Origin of the sequence: Imperialibacter sp. EC-SDR9, assembly GCF_902498805.1 — a bacterium.
Lineage (GTDB): Bacteria > Bacteroidota > Bacteroidia > Cytophagales > Cyclobacteriaceae > Imperialibacter.
The window spans coordinates 35,140-59,406 of sequence record NZ_LR701603.1 but is presented as its reverse complement, the minus strand read 5'-3'; the positions used below and the strand labels follow the sequence as shown (position 1 = coordinate 59,406).

At 46.1% G+C, this 24,267-nt stretch carries 19 protein-coding genes; 3 read left to right on the top strand and 16 right to left on the bottom strand.

Annotation, left to right across the window (positions count from 1 at the left end; genetic code table 11):
- Positions 1 to 174: 174 nt before the first annotated feature.
- The 11 genes from GC130_RS22060 to GC130_RS22010 form a co-directional block, all read right to left on the bottom strand.
- The gene (locus tag GC130_RS22060; protein WP_226940573.1) at positions 175 to 2,757 is read right to left on the bottom strand and encodes an ABC transporter permease; all 2,583 of its coding nucleotides are present in this window, start codon (positions 2,755 to 2,757) and stop codon (positions 175 to 177) included.
- A complete protein-coding gene (locus GC130_RS22055; RefSeq protein ID WP_152000528.1) occupies positions 2,757 to 4,439 on the bottom strand; it encodes an FtsX-like permease family protein in 1,683 nt (560 codons plus the stop codon). The genes GC130_RS22060 and GC130_RS22055 overlap by 1 nt, the downstream gene beginning before the upstream one ends.
- Positions 4,379 to 5,386, bottom strand: coding sequence for an ABC transporter permease (locus GC130_RS22050; RefSeq protein WP_152000527.1), 1,008 nt, complete (start codon positions 5,384 to 5,386; stop codon positions 4,379 to 4,381). Before GC130_RS22050 ends, GC130_RS22055 begins: the two co-directional genes overlap by 61 nt.
- Before the next feature lie 15 nt (positions 5,387 to 5,401).
- Positions 5,402 to 8,050, bottom strand: a complete 2,649-nt coding sequence (locus tag GC130_RS22045) for an ABC transporter permease (protein WP_201568501.1) — start codon at positions 8,048 to 8,050, stop codon at positions 5,402 to 5,404.
- Entirely contained in the window at positions 8,047 to 8,373 is a 327-nt protein-coding gene (locus GC130_RS22040; RefSeq protein ID WP_152000526.1) for a PadR family transcriptional regulator, read from the bottom strand. The genes GC130_RS22045 and GC130_RS22040 overlap by 4 nt, the downstream gene beginning before the upstream one ends.
- Before the next feature lie 359 nt (positions 8,374 to 8,732).
- Positions 8,733 to 9,290, bottom strand: coding sequence for a Uma2 family endonuclease (locus tag GC130_RS22035; RefSeq protein WP_152000525.1), 558 nt, complete (start codon positions 9,288 to 9,290; stop codon positions 8,733 to 8,735).
- 57 nt (positions 9,291 to 9,347) lie between these two features.
- Entirely contained in the window at positions 9,348 to 11,948 is a 2,601-nt protein-coding gene (locus tag GC130_RS22030) for an FtsX-like permease family protein (RefSeq protein WP_152000524.1), read from the bottom strand.
- Between the two features lie 6 nt (positions 11,949 to 11,954).
- Positions 11,955 to 12,290, bottom strand: coding sequence for a PadR family transcriptional regulator (locus GC130_RS22025; protein WP_152000523.1), 336 nt, complete (start codon positions 12,288 to 12,290; stop codon positions 11,955 to 11,957).
- Positions 12,291 to 12,402: 112 nt separating this feature from the next.
- Entirely contained in the window at positions 12,403 to 14,970 is a 2,568-nt protein-coding gene (locus tag GC130_RS22020) for an ABC transporter permease (RefSeq protein WP_152000522.1), read from the bottom strand.
- 79 nt (positions 14,971 to 15,049) lie between these two features.
- Positions 15,050 to 15,373, bottom strand: a complete 324-nt coding sequence (locus GC130_RS22015) for a PadR family transcriptional regulator (protein ID WP_152000521.1) — start codon at positions 15,371 to 15,373, stop codon at positions 15,050 to 15,052.
- A gap of 154 nt (positions 15,374 to 15,527) precedes the next feature.
- Complete coding sequence (locus GC130_RS22010; protein ID WP_152000520.1) at positions 15,528 to 16,211, bottom strand: hypothetical protein; 684 nt, start codon at positions 16,209 to 16,211, stop codon at positions 15,528 to 15,530.
- Between the two features lie 246 nt (positions 16,212 to 16,457).
- Between GC130_RS22010 and GC130_RS22005 the strand changes: the two genes are divergently transcribed.
- Positions 16,458 to 17,738, top strand: coding sequence for an aminotransferase class V-fold PLP-dependent enzyme (locus GC130_RS22005; RefSeq protein WP_152000519.1), 1,281 nt, complete (start codon positions 16,458 to 16,460; stop codon positions 17,736 to 17,738).
- 84 nt (positions 17,739 to 17,822) lie between these two features.
- Complete coding sequence (locus tag GC130_RS22000) at positions 17,823 to 18,665, top strand: gliding motility-associated C-terminal domain-containing protein (protein WP_152000518.1); 843 nt, start codon at positions 17,823 to 17,825, stop codon at positions 18,663 to 18,665.
- A gap of 65 nt (positions 18,666 to 18,730) precedes the next feature.
- On the opposite strand, the gene GC130_RS21995 is transcribed toward GC130_RS22000, so the two are convergent.
- The 5 genes from GC130_RS21995 to GC130_RS21975 all read right to left on the bottom strand — a co-directional run bounded on the left by GC130_RS21995 (position 18,731) and on the right by GC130_RS21975 (position 23,462).
- Positions 18,731 to 19,816: an alkaline phosphatase gene (locus GC130_RS21995; RefSeq protein WP_201568504.1), complete on the bottom strand. Its 1,086-nt coding sequence runs from the start codon at positions 19,814 to 19,816 to the stop codon at positions 18,731 to 18,733.
- A 6-nt stretch (positions 19,817 to 19,822) separates the two neighbouring features.
- Entirely contained in the window at positions 19,823 to 21,745 is a 1,923-nt protein-coding gene (locus tag GC130_RS21990; RefSeq protein ID WP_152000517.1) for a tetratricopeptide repeat-containing sensor histidine kinase, read from the bottom strand.
- A gap of 242 nt (positions 21,746 to 21,987) precedes the next feature.
- A complete protein-coding gene (locus tag GC130_RS21985; RefSeq protein ID WP_152000516.1) occupies positions 21,988 to 22,248 on the bottom strand; it encodes a hypothetical protein in 261 nt (86 codons plus the stop codon).
- Positions 22,249 to 22,523: 275 nt separating this feature from the next.
- Positions 22,524 to 23,252 (bottom strand): porin family protein, encoded by a 729-nt coding sequence (locus tag GC130_RS21980; protein ID WP_152000515.1) that lies wholly within the window; start codon positions 23,250 to 23,252, stop codon positions 22,524 to 22,526.
- A 90-nt stretch (positions 23,253 to 23,342) separates the two neighbouring features.
- The gene (locus GC130_RS21975) at positions 23,343 to 23,462 is read right to left on the bottom strand and encodes a 30S ribosomal protein THX (protein ID WP_152000514.1); all 120 of its coding nucleotides are present in this window, start codon (positions 23,460 to 23,462) and stop codon (positions 23,343 to 23,345) included.
- A 190-nt stretch (positions 23,463 to 23,652) separates the two neighbouring features.
- Between GC130_RS21975 and GC130_RS21970 the strand changes: the two genes are divergently transcribed.
- Positions 23,653 to 24,246, top strand: a complete 594-nt coding sequence (locus tag GC130_RS21970; protein ID WP_152000513.1) for a PepSY-associated TM helix domain-containing protein — start codon at positions 23,653 to 23,655, stop codon at positions 24,244 to 24,246.
- The last annotated feature ends 21 nt before the right edge of the window (positions 24,247 to 24,267 follow it).

Below are 24,267 nucleotides of genomic sequence, written 5' to 3'. Positions count from 1 at the left end.
TGTTTTGAACCTATTGGTATCAATTAATGAAAAGATCGTAGGTTTTAGCGTTCAAAGGCTGTTCAAGTTCATTCAAGATGAGGCCGGGCTACCCTCCCAATCACATTTTACTAAAATGCCACAAAAAAAGCCGTGACGACACGGCTTTGAAAAACTTACGGATAATTGAGTTGCTTATTCATCCCGCAGGCATTTTGTTGGGTTTATCGACGCCACTTTGAAAGTTTGCCAGCCCACGATGGCCCAGGCAATAGCCAGCGCCAATATTCCCGACACGCCAAAATACCACCACTCCAGGTCAATTCGATATGCGAAACCCGCCAGCCAGCTACTGGCTATGTAGTAGCTGAAAGGAATGGCGATAACGATCGCCACCAAAATCATCTTGCTAAAGCTGGCAGAGAGCATGTAGACAATCTGCCCGATACTGGAGCCCAATATTCTCCTGATCCCGATCTCCTTCAGCCTTCGCTCGGCCGCAAACGCTGCAAGCCCAAACAAGCCCATACATGAAATGATGATGGCCAGGCTGGCGAAATACCCGGACAAAGTACTCACCCTTTTTTCTGCCTGATACTGCCCCTGATAGTCCTGATCAAGGAACCGGGGCTCAAATGGGAAACCGGGGTTGAAGCTGGTGTGAAGCTCGGCGAGTTTGCCTACTACTTCCTTTTCCCTGCCCGCCGCAATTTTGACCATAAAGCTTTCGCCTTCCTCGCCTGTCAGTATAAAGAAAACGGGCTTTATTGCTGAGTGAAGAGATTCGAAATGAAAATCTTTTACCACGCCAATTATCTGCCGGTCTTCACCCCAAAGCTTGATGGTCTTTCCCAGGGGGTTTTCAAGGCCCATGTAGCGGATGGCGGTTTCATTGAAAATAATTTTGGAGCTGTCGGCACCAAAAGTCCTGTCGAAAGTACGGCCTTCCCTGAGCTCTATTCCAAGCGTTTCCATCAGGTCATAATTGACAGACAGGTTTTCAAACTCAGACCTATCGTTCGGATCTTTTCCTTCCCAGTAAATCCCTGAAGTTCCACTGTTATGGCCCGTCATGTCGTGGTCAGTGCTGGAACCATTGATAACGCCGGGTATGTTTTTTACTTCAGCCAGGAAGGTAGTCGTCGTCGAAATACTTTCAAGCTTTCCTTCCCTTGGGAAGATGAGCACCTGGTCTTTGTTGTAGCCCAGGTCTTTTGATTGAAGCATGTCCATTTGTTTGTACACCACCAGCACAGAGGTGATGAGCACTATGGTAATCGCAAACTGAAAGATGACCAACCCCCTCCGTGCCCATAGTTCACCAATCGAGCGATGCAGCTGCCCCTTCAGCACCGTCGACGAACTAAATCCGGATAGGTAAAAAGCCGGGTAGCTGCCAGCCAAAAAGCCTGTAACAACGGCAATGAGTAATGCCCCGGCGATCATTTTCAAGTCAAAATCGATGGCCAGTTGTTTGCCTGTGACGACATTGAACTGAGGTAAAAAGAGATAGGCCGTCAGCAATGCAAGCATCAGAGAAATAACGGCAACCAAAATCGACTCGCCCAGGTATTGATAAATCAGTGCCGTACGACCCGATCCCATCGCTTTTTTAATGCCCACCTCTTTCATCCTTCGGGATGCTCTGGCGGTGCTTAGATTGGTGAAATTGATGCAGGCGATAAGCAGAATAAAGCCAGCGATGATGGAAAATAGCTTTACATAGGTGATTCGCCCTCCCACCATCTGTCCATTCTCATACTTTCCGTGCAGGTAATAGTCCGGATACAGTGCCACAAATGCGGTTCGATTGGTTTCTCCCTTGACCTTGCTGGCGATATACCCTTCGAGCTTCTTATTGAATTCATCTGCGTCAGTTCCTGGCTTAAGGAGCATATAAGTCTTCACAAATGTGTTGTTGTAGTTCCAGACAGGAGCGTACTGGTCTTTTATCAGATCAATAGAAATGATAATATCATGCTGAAACGAGGACGTGGGCGGTGCTGTTTCGAAAACACCAGACACCACAAAATCCCGTTCGTGCTCGAAGCGAACAGTTTTACCGGCAACATTGCTGGCGTCGCCGAACAATCTTTCGGCCATATCGGCCGATATTACTATGGAGCTTTTATCTGCCAACACATGATCAGCCTGACCTTCAAGCAGCGTGACAGAAAAGACGTTGAAAAAATCCTTTCCCGCATATATGTAATCACTCTTGATATTTTTCTCCCCTATCGTCAGCGTGGCTTTGCCTCTTGAAGCCGCTCCCGTTACGTATTCAACCTCCGGAAAATCTGTCTGCATGTCGGCAGCCATGGGCCCCGAATTGGTTTCCGCCGTCCATATTCCGTACGATTGCTCCCTGTTTTCGAAAACCTGATAAAGGCGATCTGCATGTTTGTAAAACTTATCGACTCTCAGTTCGTGGTTCACCCAAAGATAAATGAGCAGAACGCAGGTCAAACCCGAGGTAAGCCCGGCAAGGTTGATAAGAAATGTGGTTTTGTACTTTCTAAAGCTTCGGAAAGACAGAATAATGGTGTGTTTTAACATCGCAGTATAATTTGAGTTTTGACTTCTACTAAATGATCTGATATTTCTCCAGCGAAACGACTTCACCACATCCCACACAAATCTCCGCTTTGCTTTTCCCGGCGACTTCTCCACTCGTTTTTCGAAAAGCTCAATAAGGTCTCCTTCTATCTCATCGAGGTAGTCTTCCCGGCAAAACCAGCGGAGGAAGCGAAGGGGGTATTTGGGGGGTGAAAGACACATTATTCGTACCTGACTGAGTCAATGGGGTTTGATTTTGCCAACCGGTAAACTCTTGAAATGACTGTAGTGAACGACACAAGCAGCACTACCGTAAATGCAAATGCAAAAACGCCGATAGACATATCTATTCTATACGCAAAATCGGACAGCCAGCGACTTAACACCAACCATGCCAGCGGAGCAGCCAGCACGAAGGCGATCAGAAAAAGTACCACATAATCCTTCAGCACAATCCGCATGATATTGAGCTCAGAAGCTCCAAGAACTTTTCGTATCCCAATCTCTTTTGTTTTGCGCTCCGCAGTGAAATTGACGAGCCCAAACAACCCGAACGCCGAGATGAGAATAGAAATAACAGTTGCTATCAGTATCAGGGAACTTCTGGTCTGGTCGGCCAGATAATATCGCTCCCACCTCTCGTCGAGGAAGTTAATCTCTGCGGGCGTCTCCGGATCATACTTCTGCTGAACGGCTTCGATATGGCTTATAACCTCCGAAACATTGCTACTGAATTTGACTGTGAAATAATCGATACCCCGCACCGGGTTGTTCCAGCTTGTGATGACAACCGGGCCAACCTGTTTGTGAAGCGATTCGATATGAAAGTCTTTCACCACTCCAATGACCTGCATCTTTGAAAGGGTGTCTTCCTTCACCCAAACTGACTGCCCAACAGGATCTTCAAGTCCCATCATCCGTACAGCCGTTTCATTCAGGATCACCTTGAGTGTGTCTGAGTCGGCCAGTCCGCTGAAATTTTGGCCAGCAGCCAGTGTCATATTGTAAGTGTCCAGCCAGCGATCGTCGGCAGCATAGTGAGATGCTCCCAAAGGGTTTTCATTTTGCGAAAGAGAAATATCGACCGAGGGCAGGGTTTTCCACTCGCCGGGCACCCGTGACGATGCGCTTGCATTGACGACATTTGAATTCTCCAGCAGGTCGTTTACCATACTTTTGAAGTGGTCCCTGGCGGCACCGCTATTGATATCCAGCGTCAGCAGGTTTTCGTTTTTGAATCCAAGATCTTTCTTCTGCACGAAAGACAGCTGCCTGTACAACACGATTGAGCCGATGATGAGACAAAGCGAGATTCCGTACTGTACTACCACAAACGTTTTGCGCAGTACATCTCCTTTGCCCGAAAAAGCATTTTTCTTAAGAACAAGCGACCTGTTCAGTCGGGAGTAGTAAAGTGCCGGTATGAGCGACGAGAGTAACCAGATGATCAGAAAAACGGCAACGTGGTAATACAACAGCTCAGCCAGGAAAAACCTGTCGACCGGGACATTCTTGCCGGCAACTTCGGCAAATTGTGAATAGAGCAGCAGCACAAGCAGAATTGAGATGCCGTAGGAGAGTACCAGCGTAATGAACGTCTCCAGGAACAGCTGCAACCTAAGCTGACCCACCGATGCCCCATTTACTTTTCGGATACCCGCTTCCAGCGTTCTCTTCAGCGCCTGCACCGACGAAAGATTGATGTAGTTGAGCCCGGCTATTACGATAACAAACAACCCCACCAAAAAGGCGATGGCAACAAACTGGCGGTTGGAATAGGGGATCGTCTGCGGCACCTCATCTCCCCAGTACGACAGGTGGCCTGAGTTCAGGTGTATGTCACTTATTGGCTGAAAGTAAAAATCCTGCATCGGCTGCGACTCCTTTTTGAAGTACTTGTCCATGACTTTGTTTTCCCCGCCATAATAGATTCCGGGCTTGCATTTTCCTTTAAGAGCACCCAGGTAGTCATGCCACGGCTTTCATACGAATTCATCCAGTCGTGAAATTCCTCGTCAATCTGTCTGAATTGATCGAATTTGGTAACGTAGAGGGCGTTAAACTGATAAGTGGAATACCCTGGAATATCTTCGTAAACGGCTATTACTTCTACGTTTTCAGCCCAGGCATCAATTACTTTTCCAATGGGATCTTCATCGCCAAACAGCTTTTTTGCGGTGGTTTGATTAAGTGCGAGCGCCATTGGCCCGCTAAATTGACGGAGTGGGTCACCGGCCAGTATTTTAAAGTCAAGTATTTTGAAAATGCTGCTGGTAGCCATTGCATAGTTGCGATCATTGAACTGCGTATTGTTGTAGGTAAAACCTGAAGATCCGAGATTGATCATACGGGCTGTTTCCTCAATGGCGGGAAAGTCATTTTTCAGCCCTTCTGAAAGCATGTTGGAAGTGACGCTGAGGTGCTGCACTTCTCCTCCGGGGTCGGTTCGCTTGCACAAGACACGGTAAATGCGGTCGCTTTTGCTGTGGTAGGTATCAATGGTTCGTTCGTCGTAAACGTACATCAGTACAAAAAAGAACACCATGAACCCAAGTGCGAGACCCAGAATATTGACGAGATAGTGCGTGGTCTCCTTCCTGAACCGCCGGAAATAGACGGTGGTATAATTTCGGAGTGTGCTCATGGCCCAGTTATTTATTTTGAAAGTTTTAAAATTGACAGGTCTGAACGACTTCAGTACATCCCATACAAATCTCCTTTTGGCCTTTGTTGGCGACTTTTCCGCCCGCTTTTCAAAAAGCTCAATGAGGTCTCCTTCTATCTCGTCGAGATAATCTTCCCGGCAAAACCAGCGGAGGAAGCGGAGGGGATATTTAGGGGGTCTGTTCATTCGCAGGCGTTTGGCTTACTCTGACCTAAGTTTCTTTACGGGGTTGATGAAAGCTGCTTTGACCGACTCTGAACTGATAGTAATCAGGGCAATCGCCACCGACAAAAGACCCGCCAGAGCAAACACATCCCAGGTAATGTCAATCCGGTAGATATAGTCTTCAAGCCATCGTTCCATGAAATACCATGAAATGGGAGTAGCAATTATGAAAGCAACGACCACCAGCTGGAGAAAATCTATCGACACGAGCCGGAAGATACTTCCCAGGCCAGCACCCAGCACTTTTCTGATGCTTATCTCCTTGCCCCGCTGCTCAACCACAAAAGCTGAAAGTCCAAATAATCCAAGGCACGCTACCAAAACAGCTAAAATGGCAAAGGTGGTAAAAACACTGCCCGTCCGCTGAAGGTCGTCGTACATGCGGGCGTAACTCTCGTCGAGAAATGAATACCGGATAGGCTGCTGCGGCACAAATTCGTCCCAAAGAGCCGTAACCGCCTTCGTTGTACTGGCCATGTCTGAAGACGTTACCTTTACAGCGATGGTCTGTGGGCTATTTCCCAGTACCAGACAAAGCGGCTGTATTTCCTCTTTCATTGATTCATAATGAAAGTCTTCCAGCACCCCAACCACATTCCACGTACCACCACCGTTGGTGATCCGTTCACCTAATGGCTCCTCAAATCCAAACTGTTTGGCCATGGTTTGATTGATAATGACCGACTGAGATTCGGATGGCATTTGATCAAAAAAGTCTCTTCCTTCAGCCATCTTCATCCCCATTGTTCGAACATAATCGGGATCCACCCGCCATATCTGGCCGTAGACAGCCTCACCTTCCGACGTTTTTCCCTCCTCGTAAAATCCATTGGAGTTTCTTTTGGTGCCTGACACCGGCAGATAGTCGCTGACGGTGGCACTTTTCACATCAGGCAACCGCAGCAGTTCATTTTTGAAGGTCGCAGCATTGTCGCCGAGCGAATTCGATCCCTGAATGAGCAATACCTGTTCTTTGTCGAAGCCTATTTTCTGGTTAAGAATAAACTCCATCTGCCGGTAAATGATGAAGGTGCCAGCGATGAGAATGATAGATGTGGCAAATTGAAAAATAACCAAACCGCCCCTCAAACGAGAACTCCTGGTACCCCGGCTCACACTTCCTTTTAAAACAGCTGCCGGTTTAAAGGCCGACAGATAGAAGGCGGGATATATGCCTGCCAGCAACCCTACCACTACCGCCGCTGCCAGCAGCAGGGGGATAAACTGCCAATCAGCCCAGGGCATTGTCAGGGCCTTACCAGATAACTCGTTGAAATAAGGAAGAAGAACGGTGGCCAACAAAACACCGATCATGAACGAAAAAAAACTAAACAGCAGCGATTCTGTCAGGAATTGGCTGATAAGGTTACTGCTCTGAGAACCTAGTGTTTTTCGAAGCCCAACTTCCTTGGCCCTGTTGGCAGACTTGGCGGTCGACAGATTGATGAAATTAATGGCCGCCAGAAGCAAAATAAATGCCGCCACCGCACCGAATATCCAAACAAACCTGATATCACCATGCGAAAGACGGTCTTTAATACCCTCAGACCTAAGGTGGATGTCTGCGACTGGTTGCAATTTAAAGCCAATTCGACCTGCTATCTCCTCTGCGTTCGGCTGACCGCCTGCTTTCAAAGCAGGTAAAATGTATTTATCTGTGATGTCTGACAGTTTGCCTTCCAGTTTAGAAGCATCTGATCCAGCCCGAATTTTGATGTATGTGTGGTAATTGTTTGATCCCCAAAAATATTGTTCGCCTTTTCCAAATTCCATTCCCCGCAGCGTTCTGATAAAGTCGTACCGGAGGTGAGAGTTCTTCGGAAAGTCTTCAAAAACACCATCTATCTTATATGGATTTCCTGTATTGTTGTTCAAAATAATGGCTTTGCCCAAGGGGTTCTCACCAGGAAAATACTTTTCGGCTTTGCTTTTCGAAATCAGTAGAGTGTTCGGCTCGGTCAGCACACTGGCCGGGTCACCATAAATGAGAGGAAGACCAAGGATTTGGAAAAATTCCGGGTCAGCGAAAATAAACCCTTTCTCATAGGTATTCTGTGCCCTCCCGGCAGGACGGACTTCGCTACTTCCAGCACCAAAAAGGTTGCTCGATAAAAACCTGCCCGCTTCTTCCACCTCGGGGAAGTCTTCCTTCAGCGCTTTGGCAAGCGGAGGCTGCAGAAAACTCTGTCTGTCCGGGATACCTGTTTCGTAGTATTCGCCAATCACCCTGTAAATCCGGTCGTTGTCAGGATATTGAAGATCGTAGCTCAGTTCATCCCTGATAAATAATGAAATGAGCACGCAAGCGCCGATCCCAACGGCAAATCCACCGACCTTCACCGCCGAATACATTTTTTGGCGGAGCATATTTCTCCAGGCCACTTTGAGATAATTCTTCAGCATAACAGTATTATTTGAGTTTTGACTTCTAAACGACCTGATATTCCTTAACCTGAACGACTTCACCACATCCCACACAAACCTCCTCCTCGCCATCTTTGGCGATTTCTCCACTCTCTTTTCGAAAAGCTCAATCAGATCCCCTTCTATCTCATCGAGGTAGTCTTCCCGGCAAAACCAGCGGAGGAAGCGGAGGGGGTATTTGGGGGGCTGGACGCTCCTCATCCAAAAGATATTTTTGGAATTTGCTGGTACAGGCTGGTGCGAAGGGCATACTGGCTGTCGAGCAGCTTTTTACCCAGCGCAGTAATGATGTAATACTTCTTTCTGCGACCGCCCCGCTCACCAGTAATTCCGCCATACCTGGATATGACAAAACCTTTGTCTTCCAGTCGCTTCAGTGTTACGTGAATCGCACTTATGTTGACCTTTTTACCCTGCTTTTCTTCCAGGTTTTCGAGTATTGCGACCCCGTATGCTTCGTCGTGAAGCGCAGCTACCATCAGCAGCACCAACTCTTCAAATTCACCGATTGATTGTTCCTTCATTTGCCATTTCATTTACTTAACAAACGTGAAGATAATATATTAGTTTCAGTTTTGTTAAGTAAATAACGTGAGTTCGATATAAAAATGTCGTCATTCCGGAAAATATTGGCCTAGAATTCAAACAGGCCAATATTTGTCCGGAATCTCAAATGTCTTGGGGGCAGAGATTGCGGATAATTTTCTTCAGATGAGAAAAATATCTGAAGAAAATTTCCGCAATGACGCCCCTCGGTGATGTTTTGTTACATTCTTATATCGAACTCACGTTAAATAGATACAAAAAAATAATAGCCTCTGAGAGAGGCTATTAATCACTTCTGGGAAGGAGTGGCTTCATTACTTCTACAGCCATGTGAATCTCAAATCATTATTTCACTAACAGGTATTTCCAAATCAATGATTGGAAGGGATACCTTACTGTCTATATTTTTGAACGAAGATGATTGGTATCTGCCTTTCCCCGGATCGCTATAAACCTCCAGAACGTTTTCTTTCAGGTTAATAATCCAATAAACAGGTATGCCTGCCAGTGCGTATGTGACACTTTTTACTTCCCTGTCAAACTGAAGTGAGCTATCAGCTACTTCTATAATAAGTAAAGCATCATTAGGCCCCGGAAATTGATTGACATAAAAATCACTTCGGGGCTTTAGCAAACAAATATCAGGCTCCGGTTCATTTCCCTCATTGATTCTGATGGGGTTCTGCACACTGACAATCACGCTTTTAAGCAATACCTCTTTCAAAAAGTTACTGGCCTTATTAACTGCGCTATAGTGCTTATTTCCAATAGGACTCATCTCATATATTTCACCGTTAATTAACTCCACACGATCACCTGGCTTCAGTATGCCCACCTCTGCCATTTTGTAGTATTCGTCTACATTAATCAACCGCTTCATTACTTCTGTAGCCATAGCAAATCACTTTTACTAGTGAAATATACGAAATTCTCAGCTTTTAGGAATAGCCAACTATTCTGTCCTCAATGACTTCACCGGATCAGCCGTTGCTGCTTTGATAGCCTGAAAGCTTACGGTAGCCAGGGTAATCAGCAAGGCAATGGCACCGGTAATGGCAAAAACCGACCAGCTTATCGTAGATCGGTATACGAAGCTATCCAGCCATCTGTCCATAAAATACCAAGCCAAAGGCATGGCAACCAGGCAGGAAATAACGACAAGCACCACAAAGTCTTTCGACAGCATTTGCCATAAGTTCGCTACGGATGCTCCCAGTACTTTCCTTATCCCAATTTCCCGGATGCGTTGCTCAGCTACAAAAGCTGATAGTCCCAACAATCCCATACAGCTAATCAGAATGGCCAGGCCAGCAAACACAAACCCGAGCTTACCAATTCGCTCCTCCTCTGCAAACTTGAGTGCATAAGCCTCGTCAGCAAATGTGTAGTCGAAGGGTGTGGCAGGTGTCAGTTTTGCAAAAACGTCTCTAATTTTCGGGAGGGCCTCATGTGTGCTTACATCAGGATTGAGGCGGATGTACAACCACGACATATCGAACTCTCCCAAGAACATGACTGACGGATCGGTGGGTTCGTAAGGGGAACCTTTGACCATGTCTTTTACTACGCCGAGAATGGTATATGAGCCCCTATCCTGCCATGTTAGCTCTTCGCCGACGGGATTTTCCAGCGCAAATAGCTTAGCGGCTGACTCGTTGATGATGATGCCACTTTTATCGCTCGTTATGTCTCTGGAAAAGTCTCTGCCATCAACGAATTGCAACCCGACGGTTTTGCCGTACTCATACGTCACAAAAATAGTGTTGAATGTCTGCTCATATTTTTCTCCATGCCAGGCAAATCCACCATTCCAGCCCCTGGTGTCAGTCACCGAATAGTTGGCCTGGGCAATTTCCTCCACCATGCCTGTTTGCTTCAGTTCATTTCTTAGCACCAGGTACTTTCCTTTGAACTCCTTCGAAGCACTCCTCAGCGAGATCAATCCCTCCCTGGAATAGCCAACAGGCCGGTTCTTGGCGTATTCCAGTTGCTGATACACTACCAGCGTGCCAATGATCAGGCTGATCGACACGGTAAATTGGATGACCACCAACACCTTCCTGGGCAACGATGCTAAACGACCGGCCTTGAAAGTTCCCTTCAGTACCTTTACAGCATTAAGCGATGAAAGGAAGAGAGCAGGATAGCTACCAGCCAACAATCCCGTTGCCAGAACAATCGATAAAACGGCCAGCCAAAAGAGAGGGTTTGTCCATGGGAATACCATGGCCTTCGCTGCCACCACATTGAACCAGGGCAGCGTGAGCACTACTAAGAAAATGGCGACTATAAAGGCAAGTAAAGTGACCAGCATGGACTCACCAAAAAACTGCTGTATCAGCTGACTGCGGTGCGAACCAAGAGCTTTGAGTATCCCAACTTCCTTGGCACGTTTTTCGGACCTGGCTGTGCTGAGGTTCATGAAATTGATGCAGGCCAGCAATAACACGAATGCGCCAATGATGCCATTGTACCAAACGGCTTTCAGCCTCTGGCTTGTCACCGGCGTGCCGTTCTCAAATTCCGAATAAAGATGCCACTGGCTCATTGGCTGAAGAAATATTCTCGGCTCTGACTCTGCTGTTTCTTCGTCAACATGAGGCATCATTGCCTCAGCGATGGTAGCTGATATCTCATCAAACGAATGCTCTGGTTTGATTTGGAGATAGATGTAGGTAAAGTAATTATCCCACACATTGAGTGTTGTCCAGCCATTTACATATAGCTCGGCAGGTGCCAGGTAGGACGCTTCACTGAATTCAGTGTTTTTCGGAAGGTCTTCATACACACCAGTCACCTGTAGGCTGGTGGTGGCATCCATGGTCACCATCTCCCCAACAGGGTCTGCCTCGCCGAAAAGCTTGCCAGCAAGTGATGACGATAACATAATGGAGTTCATTTCTTTCAGCCCGGTCTGGCTGCCGTATTTCATGTCAAGCGTCAGGATTTGCGGCCCACCGTCCTGCATAAAGTAGCCGCTTTGTGAAAACTTCTTTTCTCCAACAGCAATAACCCGTTCCTCCAGCCTGGCTCTCACAAGTGCCACGTCTTCAAAAAAATCTCCATAGTCGGTCTTGAGTACAGAGGCAAGCCCCGGCGCATGAACCGTGCTGGCGAAACTGTCAAATTTATTGGTACGGTAGACTTTAGCGATAGTGTCGTAGTTTTTGTGATACTTATTAAAAGAGAGTTCGTCGTAGATCCACAGACTGATGAGGATGGCTACCGTCATCCCAGCCGCCAATCCACCAATGTTGATGAGAGAGTAGCCTTTGTTCCGAAGGAGATTCCTCCAGGAAATTTTGAAATAGTGCTTAAACATGGTTGTATAATTTGAGTTTGACCTTATGAATCTTTTCAGTGCAAATGGCCGCAGAAAATGGAGCACATGGAACCAGTAGAAAAGGCTCCTCTTCCACTTGGGCCGGTCAGCAAGCTCCAGGTAGTATTCTGAGAGGTCGCCCAGGATTTCATCCAGCAGGTCGTCTTTGACGAACCATGAAAGGAGTTTGTCTGCCGACTTGGGAGGTCGTTGATTTTTGGATGCAGCCATAGACTATTATCCCAGCTTATTGATGGCCAATTCAGGAATCTGCCTCCACAAATTCACCTTCACATCACGGCTCCTTTCCAACACTTTCCTGCCAGAAGCGGTGAGGCTAAAAATCCTTTTGTGCCTGCCACCTCTTTCCTCGGTGGCACCACCAAGTCTCGATTCAATAAACCCCTTGCCTTCAAGGCGATTCACTGTCCCATGCACAGCCCCAATGGTTACCGTGCGGCTCGCCTGTTCCTTCAATGCTTTGCGGATGGCCAGCCCATAGGCATCATCCTTCAGCATAACGATCAAGAGCAACACCAGCTCTTCCAGTTCACCTATGTATTCCTTTTCCATTTGCTATTAGTTATATATAGTATAACAAATATACGGAAAGAGTTGATATATGTTATACTATATATAACATATATCAACCGTACCGAAGGCAAGAATAAATTGTTTTTAGAGATTACTCAGTTCTCAGGGACTCTACAGAATTGGCTGTTGACGCCTTAATAGCATGATAACTCACCATCAGGCATGCCAGCGACAAAGCCAGCCCCCCGGCCAGGGCAAATATCCACCAGGAGAGCTCTATCCTATAGTCAATATCGTCCAATCCCGTGTCAAACAGCCATCCTGCCAGGGGCGCTGCCAAAAGAAAGGACAAAATTACAGGCTTAAGGAAATCCACAGAAAGAGCGATACTTATATTCGAAATTGTGGCACCCAGCACTTTACGAATACCCACTTCCTTTTTTCGTCGTTCGGCCACGTAAGCTGAAAGACCTATCAAGCCCAGACAGGCGATGAAGATGGCTAATCCACTAAAAAGAATGGCCATGCCACGCATTGACCGAATCACCTCAAAGCGCTTCTGATACTCATCTTTGGTGAAATGCATTTCGAAGGGATAAGTCGGAAAGTAGCTCCCGAATATTTCCTCAATCTGACCAATTCTCTTCTGCCAGTCCTGGTCGTTCTGAAAGCGCACAAAAATATGGCTGATCCGGTTAGTTCCAAGGTAAATTACAAGGGGCTCGGGATCGCTGGTGGGGTCATTATATACAAAATCCTTTACCACACCCACAATGTAATTATTGTCGCCCAGGTGAGTTCCCACAGGCTGTTCCAACCTCATTCGCCTGGCGGCGGTTTCGTTGACTAAACAAGCCAGGGAGTCGGCGCCAAACGCCGGGCTGAAATCTCTGCCATCTGCCATTGTCAAGCCACTTGCTTCCACCCAATCGTAATGCACCCAGGTAATGTTGATGGGGAAATCTTCGTCGGGCCCCTTTCCCGGCCACTGAAAACCAGTGAGGCCTCCACCTACCCTGATGAGATTATCTCCTCCGGCAGATACCGCCGTTACGCCCTGCACTTGTAGCAGGTCATTCTTAAAAAGATCAAATGCTTTGGCCATGTCTCCACGCACCGGTAGTTCGATCAGGTTTTCCTGGTCGTATCCCAGTGGCCGGCCCTGAATGTGGTCGAGTTGGACATAAATGACAATGGTAGATATAATCAGGAAGATGGACACAAAAAATTGAAACGTTACCAGCGCACGACGGAAAATAGAAGCTCCCTTTCCAGCTTTACCCAGACCCGTTACGGCTTGTACAGGTTTGAAGCCACTGAGGAAAAATGCCGGATAGCTCCCAGCCACCATGCCGGTAACCCAGCCGAGAGCCAACACAGACGACCATAGTTGCCAGTTGGCCAGTGACATTGACAGGTCCTTACCTGTGAGTTCGTTAAATGATGGCAACAGGAGGTTGACCGCTACAATGCTTAAGAACAGGCCAAAAAAAGTGATCATCATTGCCTCAGTTAAAAACTGGCCAACAATGATCCTTCGTTGCGCCCCTATCACCTTCCTGATCCCCACTTCCTTTGCCCTCCGTTCAGAACGTGCCGTGGCCAGGTTCATAAAGTTCACACAGGCAAGCAACAAAATAAACACTCCCAGGGCTCCTACAAGGTACACAAAGACTATCTTGCCACCATCGGGCTTTCCGTTGTTAAAGTGGCCATAGAGGTGCAGGCGTTCGATGGGAAAAGCAAACAAATGAACCTCTTCGTTGTCCAAATGCTCTTCAACCACGCCATCTATTTTTTCATTAAAGGCAAGCAAATTCGTGGCCGGAGCAAGCATTATCCATGTCTGGAAGGAATTATTATCCCATTTAAGCTTTCTGTTTTGCTCATATCCGCTGAACGGAGCGACAATATCAAACCGGATGGAGCTATTGGTGGGAACGTCCCGGACCACTGCCGCCACCAAAAATTCGTCGGTATTATTAACGGTGATCGCCTTTCCTATTGGGTCCGTATGCTCAAATAACTTTTTGGCAGTTCGCTCGGTAATGACCACACTGCCGGGAGAATTTAAAGCTTCTATCGCATTCCCCGTAACAGACGGGAAGGTCATTATGTTAAAAAAATCGGGATCCGCATAAAGTACCGCTTCATAGGTGTTTTCGTGCCCTGCGTTCACCAGCTGTTTGCCAGCCCCAAGCGTACGGGTAGCAAAAACTACTTCGGGCATGCCACTCTTGAGGCTCGGCCCTAATGGTGCAGGCGTAACATCGCCTGTGAAGTATTCACCGCTCATTACCTCATGACGCATCAATTGGTAGATGTTTGGCTGGTTTTTATGAAAAGTATCATAACTCAGCTCATGCGAAATCCACAATAGCAGAAGTATGCCGCAGGTTAAACCGACGGCCAGTCCCGATATATTAAGAAGCGAGTAGAGGCGGTTGACCCGAAGGTTTCGCCACGAAATGGTTAAGTAATGTTGAAACATCGTTGTATAATTTGAGTTTGACCTTTTCCTTTCAAATGCAAATGGCCGAAGTGCACTTAGCACGTCGAATGCGTAGTAAATATCGGCCAGCAGCTTTCCCCTTCTCTCTCTCCGCCTCTCATATAGCTCATACAAATCCCCCTGAAGCGTTTCCAGCACTTCTTCAGAGCAGAACCACTGCAGGAAGCGGTCGGCGAGGCGGGGTGGATGTATCTTTCTATTTGACATGGCTTTTTCTATAAGTCGTGCCACCAGCTTGTGAGTAAACTGACAGCGAAAAAATCTGATCTGTCGCTGTGGGCACGACTTACTCCGTGCTTAAGTTTAGCCCTGGCACCTGACGGGCAAACTCCATTCGCAATTGATTGGCTTCTTCCAGCATGGTAATGCCATAGGCCGTCAGCTTATAAAACTTCTTCCGGCGACCACCCCGTTCTGTTGTCGCACCGCCTTCCTCAGACGTTACACAGCCCTTATCCTCCAACCGGTAAAGGGCAGAGTGCAGGGCACCAATGCTGGGATTTTTGCCAATTTTTTGCTGTAGCGTTTCCTTTATCGCTACTCCATAAGCCTCATCGCCCAGTGAGCCTACAGCTAGTAATACCAATTCTTCAAATGCTCCTAACTTCATAGTCTACGTATTATATTCCTAAAACCAAATCTAATGTAAGCAGATTTGATTCCTAAAACCAAATGATATGTCGATTATTTATTTCCTGTTTACAAATGAAATGAGGAGAGCAAGTGAAGTGTGCCTAGCTGAAAAGAAACGATGCTGTGTTGGCCTAGAGAGAATTGTAATACTGAAAAAAGCTGATCAGCTCCTTCTCATTTTTAGGAGATATCTTTTCCTTTTTGGCGAAAGCACTGAGCTCTTCCTGTTTGTCAGGAAACTCTTCGATCAATTTCTTGATACTGCCGATTTTCATTACCCCGCCATCTCCTATTTTGTAAAAATACTGATCTGGCATCTTCTGATACCTGGCCGGGGTGGACGCCGCCTGCATGGCCTGAGCCGGCTGAGCTTCTCTGAACGACACTGCTTTTTTCATCAGCAACTGCGCCTTACCACTGTCAAGCCGCAAATAAAAGCTATCATTCATTTTACCTATTATTTCTCCTTTGTCGACCACAAACACATTTCCCCCTATCACCACTTTCTTTATCCTCGGCTCTGGATCAAGCGCATAAACGGCTTCGTTTTGACTAAACTCTATCACATCCGAATCAATATTGTATCGCAAAGGCACCTCAGCATAATTCCCCTTGCTGGTGTAAACTTCTCCTTCAATAAACTCTGGATTCAAATAAGGAGAGCCATCGACAGGATATTCCTGCTTGTATAGGCTTTTATCCATTATCTTGATCAGCATGTGATCGGCGAGGTTCCGACCATTAAAGGATTGTGAAAGAGCCGGAAAAAAAAGAAGGGTCAGGAGTGCGGCACAAAGTACCTTGTTGAGATTCATAGTCTTGGAATTGAAATAGAAAAAATGTCTGGGAATATAACGCAAAATCACATGAGAAAGATATCTCTTTGCAGAAACCATCGGGCATAAAAAATACCACCCGCTAATGCAAGGGTGGTATTTATACAGAAAACAAGAAACCTATGTATTTCTTGGAAAGTACCTATAAGACAAACTTTCTGTAACATACCCCTAAACGACCGTGCTTACATCCGAAGAATTTGCTTTATTGAACAAAAAATATCCATGATTGACAGGCGATCATTCTTAACAAAAACAGGTGAAGCGGCCCTTGGCGCTGCATTTCTTCCACTGGCTAGCTCAAGAAACAGCTCGCTCACCTTGAAAAGGCCCTTAGATAAATCTGACGCTGAACTGGTAACCGACGAATCGTTTTGGTACCAGGTGCAGCAATGCTATGTGCAGAACCCACATTTTATCAATCTGGAGGCTGGCTACTTTAGCCCGGCTGCCAACGTGACCCTGGAGGATCAAATTGACAATGTTCGGATGATCAATGAGTCGCCGAGCTTCTACATGAGGCGGAGGCAGTTTGAAGAAAGAGACGCCTTACGGCAGCAGCTAGCAGGTTTTGCAGGCTGCGGAGCCGATGAGCTCATCATGACCAGAAACACAACTGAATCGCTCAACATAGTCATTCAGGGCTTGAAGCTAAAAGAAGGCGAGGAGATTCTCCGCACCAACAGAGAGTACCCGAGCATGATTCAGGCGCTCGATCAACGGCAGAAGAGATTTGGCACGCCGATAAAGGTGGCTTCCCTTCCACTGATACCCGATTCGCAAGGGCAAATTGTGCAGCTTATAGAAAAAGCAATCACCAGCCAGACCAAAGTAGTGCTGGTATCATACATGACCTACCTGACCGGCCAGGTGCTGCCAATCAAGGAAATATGTGCCATGGCCCATAAAAAGGGCATTGAAGTGATTGTGGACGGTGCCCACGCTTTTGCCCATGTGCCATTCAAAATATCCGAACTGGACTGCGACTACTTCGCATGCAGTTTGCACAAGTGGTTATGCGCCCCACTGGGCAACGGCCTGCTCTATGTGAAAAAAGGAAACGTAAGCAAAGTTTGGCCACTTTTCGGCGACACTGATTTTAAAGAAGACGACATCAAAAAGCTGGAGCACTTTGGCACGCAACCCTGCTCCAATCAACTATCGATAGCAGCAGCCATCAGGTTTCACGAGAGCATTGGCAGTGAGCTAAAAGCATCACGACTGAACTACCTCAAACACTACTGGGTGAGTAAGGTAAAAAGCCTGCCCAAAATAAAGATAAACACACCGTTGGGGGAAGGTCAGTCCTATGCCATTTGCAATATAGGCATTGAAGGAATGTCTCCGAATGAGCTGGTAAATACCCTTTATTCCGAATACAAGATATTTACGGTGGCAATCGATAACGATGATATACAGGGCGCCAGGATTGCTCCGCATTTGTATACCTCCATTAAAGAGCTTGATAAACTGATAGACGCTTTGACCAAGATAGTTTCAAAATAAGGCTAAATTCTGTTTACCTTTAGGTGTTTGTGTAGAGCCAGAAATTGTCATTGAATTGAAAAGCCTCAGGCAATATTTAACTGAATGAAGAACCTGGTATTGTTATTATTTGCTTGTACGTTTCAACAGACCGGCTGGGCCCAGCTGGTCAACAACAAATCATTTGAAGGAGCCAATCGCCCGAACCGACCACCAGCTTTCTGGTACCCTTGTTCGTCAGAAAGCACCCCTGACACCCAGCCTTTTTCATATGGTGTGACCTTGCCTGCCGATGATGGCAACACGTATATCGGTATTGTTACCAGAAGCCTTCCTGTCGAACCCTTCGAAGTGAGGGAAGACATGGAAACCAGGCTCAACCTTCCCATGATTGCAGGTTTTCCTTATGTGATTAGCGTAAGCCTGGCTCACGCTGATAGCATGGGATATGACGACAATAACACTTTCATATGGGTCAACCGACCGATCAAGCTTACCGTGTACGGGGGCACAGAAAGCTGCCTTACGGAGGAGCTTTTATGGGAGTCTCCCCTGATAGACAACACTGAGTGGATACATTTTGAGGAAGTAATCCGACCTGAAATGGACAATTTGAGGTACCTGGTGTTCGTCGCAACGCCCGAAGGCAATCGCACAACCAATGGCAATATCCTTATCGATAATTTTAATCTAATTGAAGAACCCCTGATTATTCCCACAGCTTTTACACCTAATGGGGACGGATTCAATGATCAGTTTTTTATCAAAGGAATCAAGCCTTTGTCTTCTCTCAAGGTAGTGAGCAGAGACGGCGACATAGCTTTTGAAACTGAAGACTATCAAAATGATTGGGCTGGCGGAGACTGGCCGTCAGGTGTCTATTTTTATACGCTCACCAACTCGATAAAGGGTAAGACATGGAAAGGCGAAGTGAGTATTATCAAGTAACATTTTGAAGCAAATGTTTTGGGCTTCCAGCCAGAATGTGTCGGAAGCTCAAAACACTTTCTAGGTTATTTCCAGCCGTAGGCCTTCATCATCTTGTGGTAAATCTCGGTGTTGTGGTAGATGCCGGCAAAGGCTTCAGACCCAGCACCAAATGCGTATACAGGAACCATAGTACCAGTGTGATGACCCGTAGTGAACTTGGGCTCAAACTTCCATGGGTCTTCTGCCTCAGCAATGGAGAAGCCACCGGTTTCATGATCGGCAGTAATCACCACCAGGGTGTTACCATCTTTCGCAGCAAAGTCGAGCACTTTGCCTATGGCGTTGTCAAAATCGATCATCTCAGAGGTGATATAGTCAGAATCGTTGGAGTGCCCACCCCAATCAATCTGAGAACCTTCTACCATCAAAAAGAAGCCCTCGGGGTCATTCGCAAGCTTTGGCAGCATCGCTTCTACAGCGTCGCTCAAGATTGGCCCTCTGCCTTTAGCCACAGGGGCAGGGTCACCATCGGCTATAAAATAGCCAATTTTCTCTGACGAACTGCTTTTGAATGCGTCCAGGCTTTCAACAAAACTGAATCCTTTTTCCTCCAGCGCCGGCAATATGCTAGTGCTGTCCTTTCGGGTTGCAAAATACTTTCTCCCTCCACCGACAAAATAATTGAGTGGTGAGTCAATCATATCTGAAGCAATTTCTTCATGCATATTTCGGGAAGGCTGGTGGGCATAAAAGGAACCAGGAGTAGCATGTGTAATCGTGCAAACTGCGATCAGGCCACTTGCCAGGCCTTTACTGCCAGCTGTTTCGAGTATGGTTTCTCGGGAAGTGGAGTCAGGCATAACACCAATGGCTCCATTGTAGCTCTTCTCACCAATAGAAAAAGCTGTAGCACCAGCAGCTGAGTCAGTTATCAGTGCATCGCTGGAAAAAGTTTTACTTAGCCCCACATACTGCACCCGCTCAAGATTAAGCTTAAAGTTGTTGGCAACAAGACCGGCGGTTGCCTGGGTTAATCCCATACCATCGCCCACCATGAAGATTATATTCTTCACGGCCTTTTTCTCAGGCTGAGTGGGAACCTCCTTTGGGGGATTGCAGGATGCCACTGTTACCAACAGCAGCACAAGAATTCTTTTAGCTAGATACATTGATGTTTATTTGTTTGAATTGGAAGTTACTTTTTCAAATGACACAAAAAATTCGGCACCATTTCCTTCTGTGCTTTCACACCACACCTCTCCGTTCATGGCTTCTGTGAATTTTTTCACCAGCGACAAACCAAGTCCGATGCTTTCCTCTCCTCCCGTTGGCTGAGCACTTAGCCTCTGATATTTTCCAAAAACCCTCTTCATATCTTCATCACTAAGCCCAGGCCCATCGTCCTTCACCGAAGTGATCACTTTGTCAGCTTCAAACCGAAGGATCAACTTGATCTCTTTTCCTTCGGGAGAGTATTTCAGCGCATTGGAAACAAGGTTTTCTATTATATTCCGGTAAATATTTTTGTCAACCCTGGCGCACGCCGGGTTTCCCACTAGTTCGGTAGTCAGTTTTAACTTCTTCTTATCGGCATATAACCGGTAATTCTTCTTCTCCTCTTCAATAATTTCACACAGGTCGACATTTTCAATATCCATGTTGAAAGTAGTGTTTTCTATCGCTTCTGCATCAAGAATCTCACTCACCATGAATTTCATCCTCGTCGTAGCCCGTTCCATAATACTCAGATAGGAAACCATATCGTCGGAAAAGGCTTCCTTTTCATAGTGCATAAGGTTAACCACCGACATGACCTGGTTGATTGGAGCTCTCAGGTCGTGCGCCACCATGCCAATGATCTCATTTTTTTCTTCATTGATGATCTTCAGCTGTCGGTTCTTTTCTTCAAGGCTTTCGGTCTGGTGTTTGATTTCCTCCTGCTGAGCTATCAACTTGTTGTTAACTCTTTGCTTTGAAATGTAGTTTCTATAAAACACCAGTGCCAAAATTATCAGCAGTATCACCGCCGTAATCAGCCATTTGAGCTGAACAGACTGAGTTTCAAGTTCGGCCTCTTTTAATAGAATTTCACTGTCTTTCTGCTCCGATTCAAACAAAAACTGTAGTTCCGATATTTTGCGAACAGACCTGACGTCGAGTAGTGAATCCTGAAACTTGGAATACAGCATATGGCTTTCAAGTGCCTTGTCGTACCTGCCCACCCGTTGGTACACCTCCGCCAGGCTGTAGTAGGCTTCCATAAGCTCCTCGGTAAGCCTGATTCTGCCGCTTACCGTGGCTGCCAGCTTCGAGTAAAACAAAGCAGTTTCCAGATCGTTTTTTGCAGCATAAGCCCGGCCCAGTTTATTGAGGTTGTCTGCTACTTCCAGCTGGTTATTCATTGACTCAGCCAGCCTTAGGGCACGATTATAATACGATATGGCCTGGTCATAGTCCGCCAGATAGAGATACACATCGCCCAGGTTATTATAACCATCGGTTACGCCATATCCATTGTTTATTTTCAGATCAATTTCGAGTGCTTCGTTATACCGAAGAATTGCCGCATCGTAGTCTTTTTGATCTCTGAAAACGTCCCCAAAATTATTGATATTCTCCGAAACGAGCGCCGAGTCTCCTATTTCGTTGGCCAACGCAAAGGATAAATCATAGTTTCTGCTTGCCTCCCTGTAGTTCCTTTGTCTCCTGAAAACATCGCCAATACTATTATAACATCCCGCAACACTTTTTTTATCTTTCTGAGCCTCATGTAGTTGAAGCGATTCGTAAAAAGTCCTGTAAGCAAGCTCTAGCTGACCTCTGTTTTGATAGTAGTTGCCCTGTAGAAATAACGCCCTTGCAACGCCTCCCGTATAGTCATACTGCCGGGAAACTTCCAGCGCTTCGGTGATCAGTACTTGTGCTGAATCGGGCTCAGTTCTAAGAAAAACGCTGGCAAGATGATTAATGCTGTCGACAAGCGAGACGTGATCTTGAGATGGTTTCGCTGGTTCCTGATAAGAGTGTTTCCCAAACAAGGGGGGCACCGACCCACTCATCAAGAACAATAGTATAAAAAGTATCTTCCTTCCTTTCATTGAAGCATGGGTGCGCCTAAAATCACTGACACAGCAAAAATAGCAATTATGATACAGTACCTAACAGAACTGTGATTAAAGGTTTGTGAAGTCTTGGGATGGGAAGTGAAGAAAAAGCTGTTTCAACGATAGTTGACTGACGAGCCTGATTAAAAGGGAGGTTCGCTTTCAAAATATCGACATTTGGTCTACCGCCAAATTCGCAACTGTCTATTGAAACAGCTCTGTGTGTAGAAAATATTTTATTTCGCTTTCAATGCTTTTTCAAGCTCATCAATCATTTTCTTGGTGATGGCTTTGGGTTTGTCTTTTTTATATTTCACAAGTGCCTTCAAGGCCTTTGCTCCTATCTCATACAATCCAGACGAGTTTTGGTCATTCCTGAAACTTCCAAGTACCCAGTCCAGCTCCGCTTGAATTTTCTCTTCAATCCCTAGTTGTGCGAGTTTCTCACGTGCCTCAACGCAAGCCATCTCAATTTTCTCATTAGCCGAAGTAGCCATAATAGTAATGCTTAATAGAGTGATGATATTTTTATTAATTACGCACAAAATTAATCATTTCATTAGATAATATACAAAGAATAATAAATAATGTTAACACAAATTTAATTCAGCAAACGATTTCGTAACCATTTGCAGGTACTCTTTTTCTTCAAAAACTCTGGGCGGATCTTTTAAGATCGGCAAAAAGGGGCCATAACGAACTCAGCATCACGTCCCGATAGCAGGGGTGCTGCTTTCTTTCTGGTTGTGATGTAAATTTGAAAACGTGGGGATTACTGTCCGCCAGTGTCAGGCTTTTTGCCTATGGGAATCATGTAGGCCAAAGACACAAAGCCTACCAGGTGCTTGGAGCTGTCGGGGATAGTAGAAAGGAGCCTGTTTGAAAAAATCATATCGCTGATGGTGACCTCCAGACCTCCTTCAAGCTGTAGCAGCCCGAAGCTGAATAGTCTGTTGAGCCCTCCCGATGCTCTCAGCCCATAACCTATGGTTCGATCCACATTCGGATCAAACCGATAAAACTCTTCGCCATCCTTCACCACTCCCTGCAGTTCGTCCTTCTGATTGAGGAATATCTCCAGGTAGGGCCCCATGTTCACAAAAAATTGGGTCTTTTGCTTTCCGAGATAGGCATTCATCAGCAAAGGGATTTCCAAATAATTCATTTTGGTGGTATAAAAACCCGAGTCGAGGAGCTGCTTGTAGCCTTTCTCGATGTAGTTTACTTCCACTTGAATACCCGCATGTTCCGCCAGAAAGAGCTTTCCAACAGCACCATATTGTTTACCGTAAACAAAGCTCGTCTGCATATTCACAGGCCTGAACGTATCGCTGAAAAGCACTTCACTGAAATGCGCACCTCCACGCAAGCCAAAATAGCCCCATGCGCCTCCTTTGCTGCTGCCAGTGGGGGCTGTAGCCGTTTTATCTGTTTCCTGTCCAGATACAGAAACCCCAGACAGACACGCCGCAATGAAGATGAAAATCCGAAAAAGCCTCATTTGGATTCCTTTTAAATTAAAATGTCTCAAAGGCAAGATTTATTGTCTTTCCTATGAGACATTCATAAGTACCAAAAACCTTTAAAGAGCCTATGACTCCTTTGGGCTTTGAATTTTGGTTTTTTCATTCTTCTCTTTAGCTGGCCTGGAATTGCCGTGAGAAGCAATTGTAATTTTTCCTTTTCTCGTCTTTTTATCTCCTCTTCCCATTTTCGTTATGTTTTGCGGTGCAAATTTAAGTTGAAGTGCAATATTAGCAAATTTTAGTGGTTCCTTCACGACGAATGTACCATTGCCGGTTTCCAGCCATGAACTCGCAACTTCCTTTCACAATTTCCATAGCCGGGAGGGAATAAATTCCAGTATCCGATAGTTTCGCAGAAACAGAAAGTAAACTAAAATGAGTAATTCCGAAAACAACACATCCCGCAAAGCGCAAGCAAAGGTGTTGAGGGTTTTCCGAAAGGTGCATCGCCTAACTGGTGCATTTCTCTTTGTATTCTTCTTCATTGTGTCCATATCAGGCTTACTACTCGGGTGGAAAAAACATTCAGGTGATTTGATTCTGGCCAAAACCAGAACCGGACAGTCAGCCGATCCACAAGAATGGAAATCAATAAATGAAATAACGCTGATCGCCCAGGCATATCTTCTCGACTCTATCGATGCTTCGCTTTCCCCAGTGATCGACAGGCTTGATATTCGACAGGACAAGGGGATAGTGAAAGTTCTCTTCGCTGATCATTACAAGAGTTTTCAGATAGACTGCACCACCGGTGAGGTGCTGCATACCGAAACCAGATTATCGGATTTGATTGAGCACATCCACGACGGTTCCATTATCGACGACGCCTTCGGATGGCAGAAAGGCCTCTTTAAGCTCGCATATACCACAGTTACTGGCCTGGCCCTTCTTGTGTTCACCATCACGGGCTTCTGGCTCTGGTATGGGCCGAAAGTCATGAGAAAGCAAACAAATAAGGTTCTCGCATAGTTAGCAAAATCTCAAGGAGAT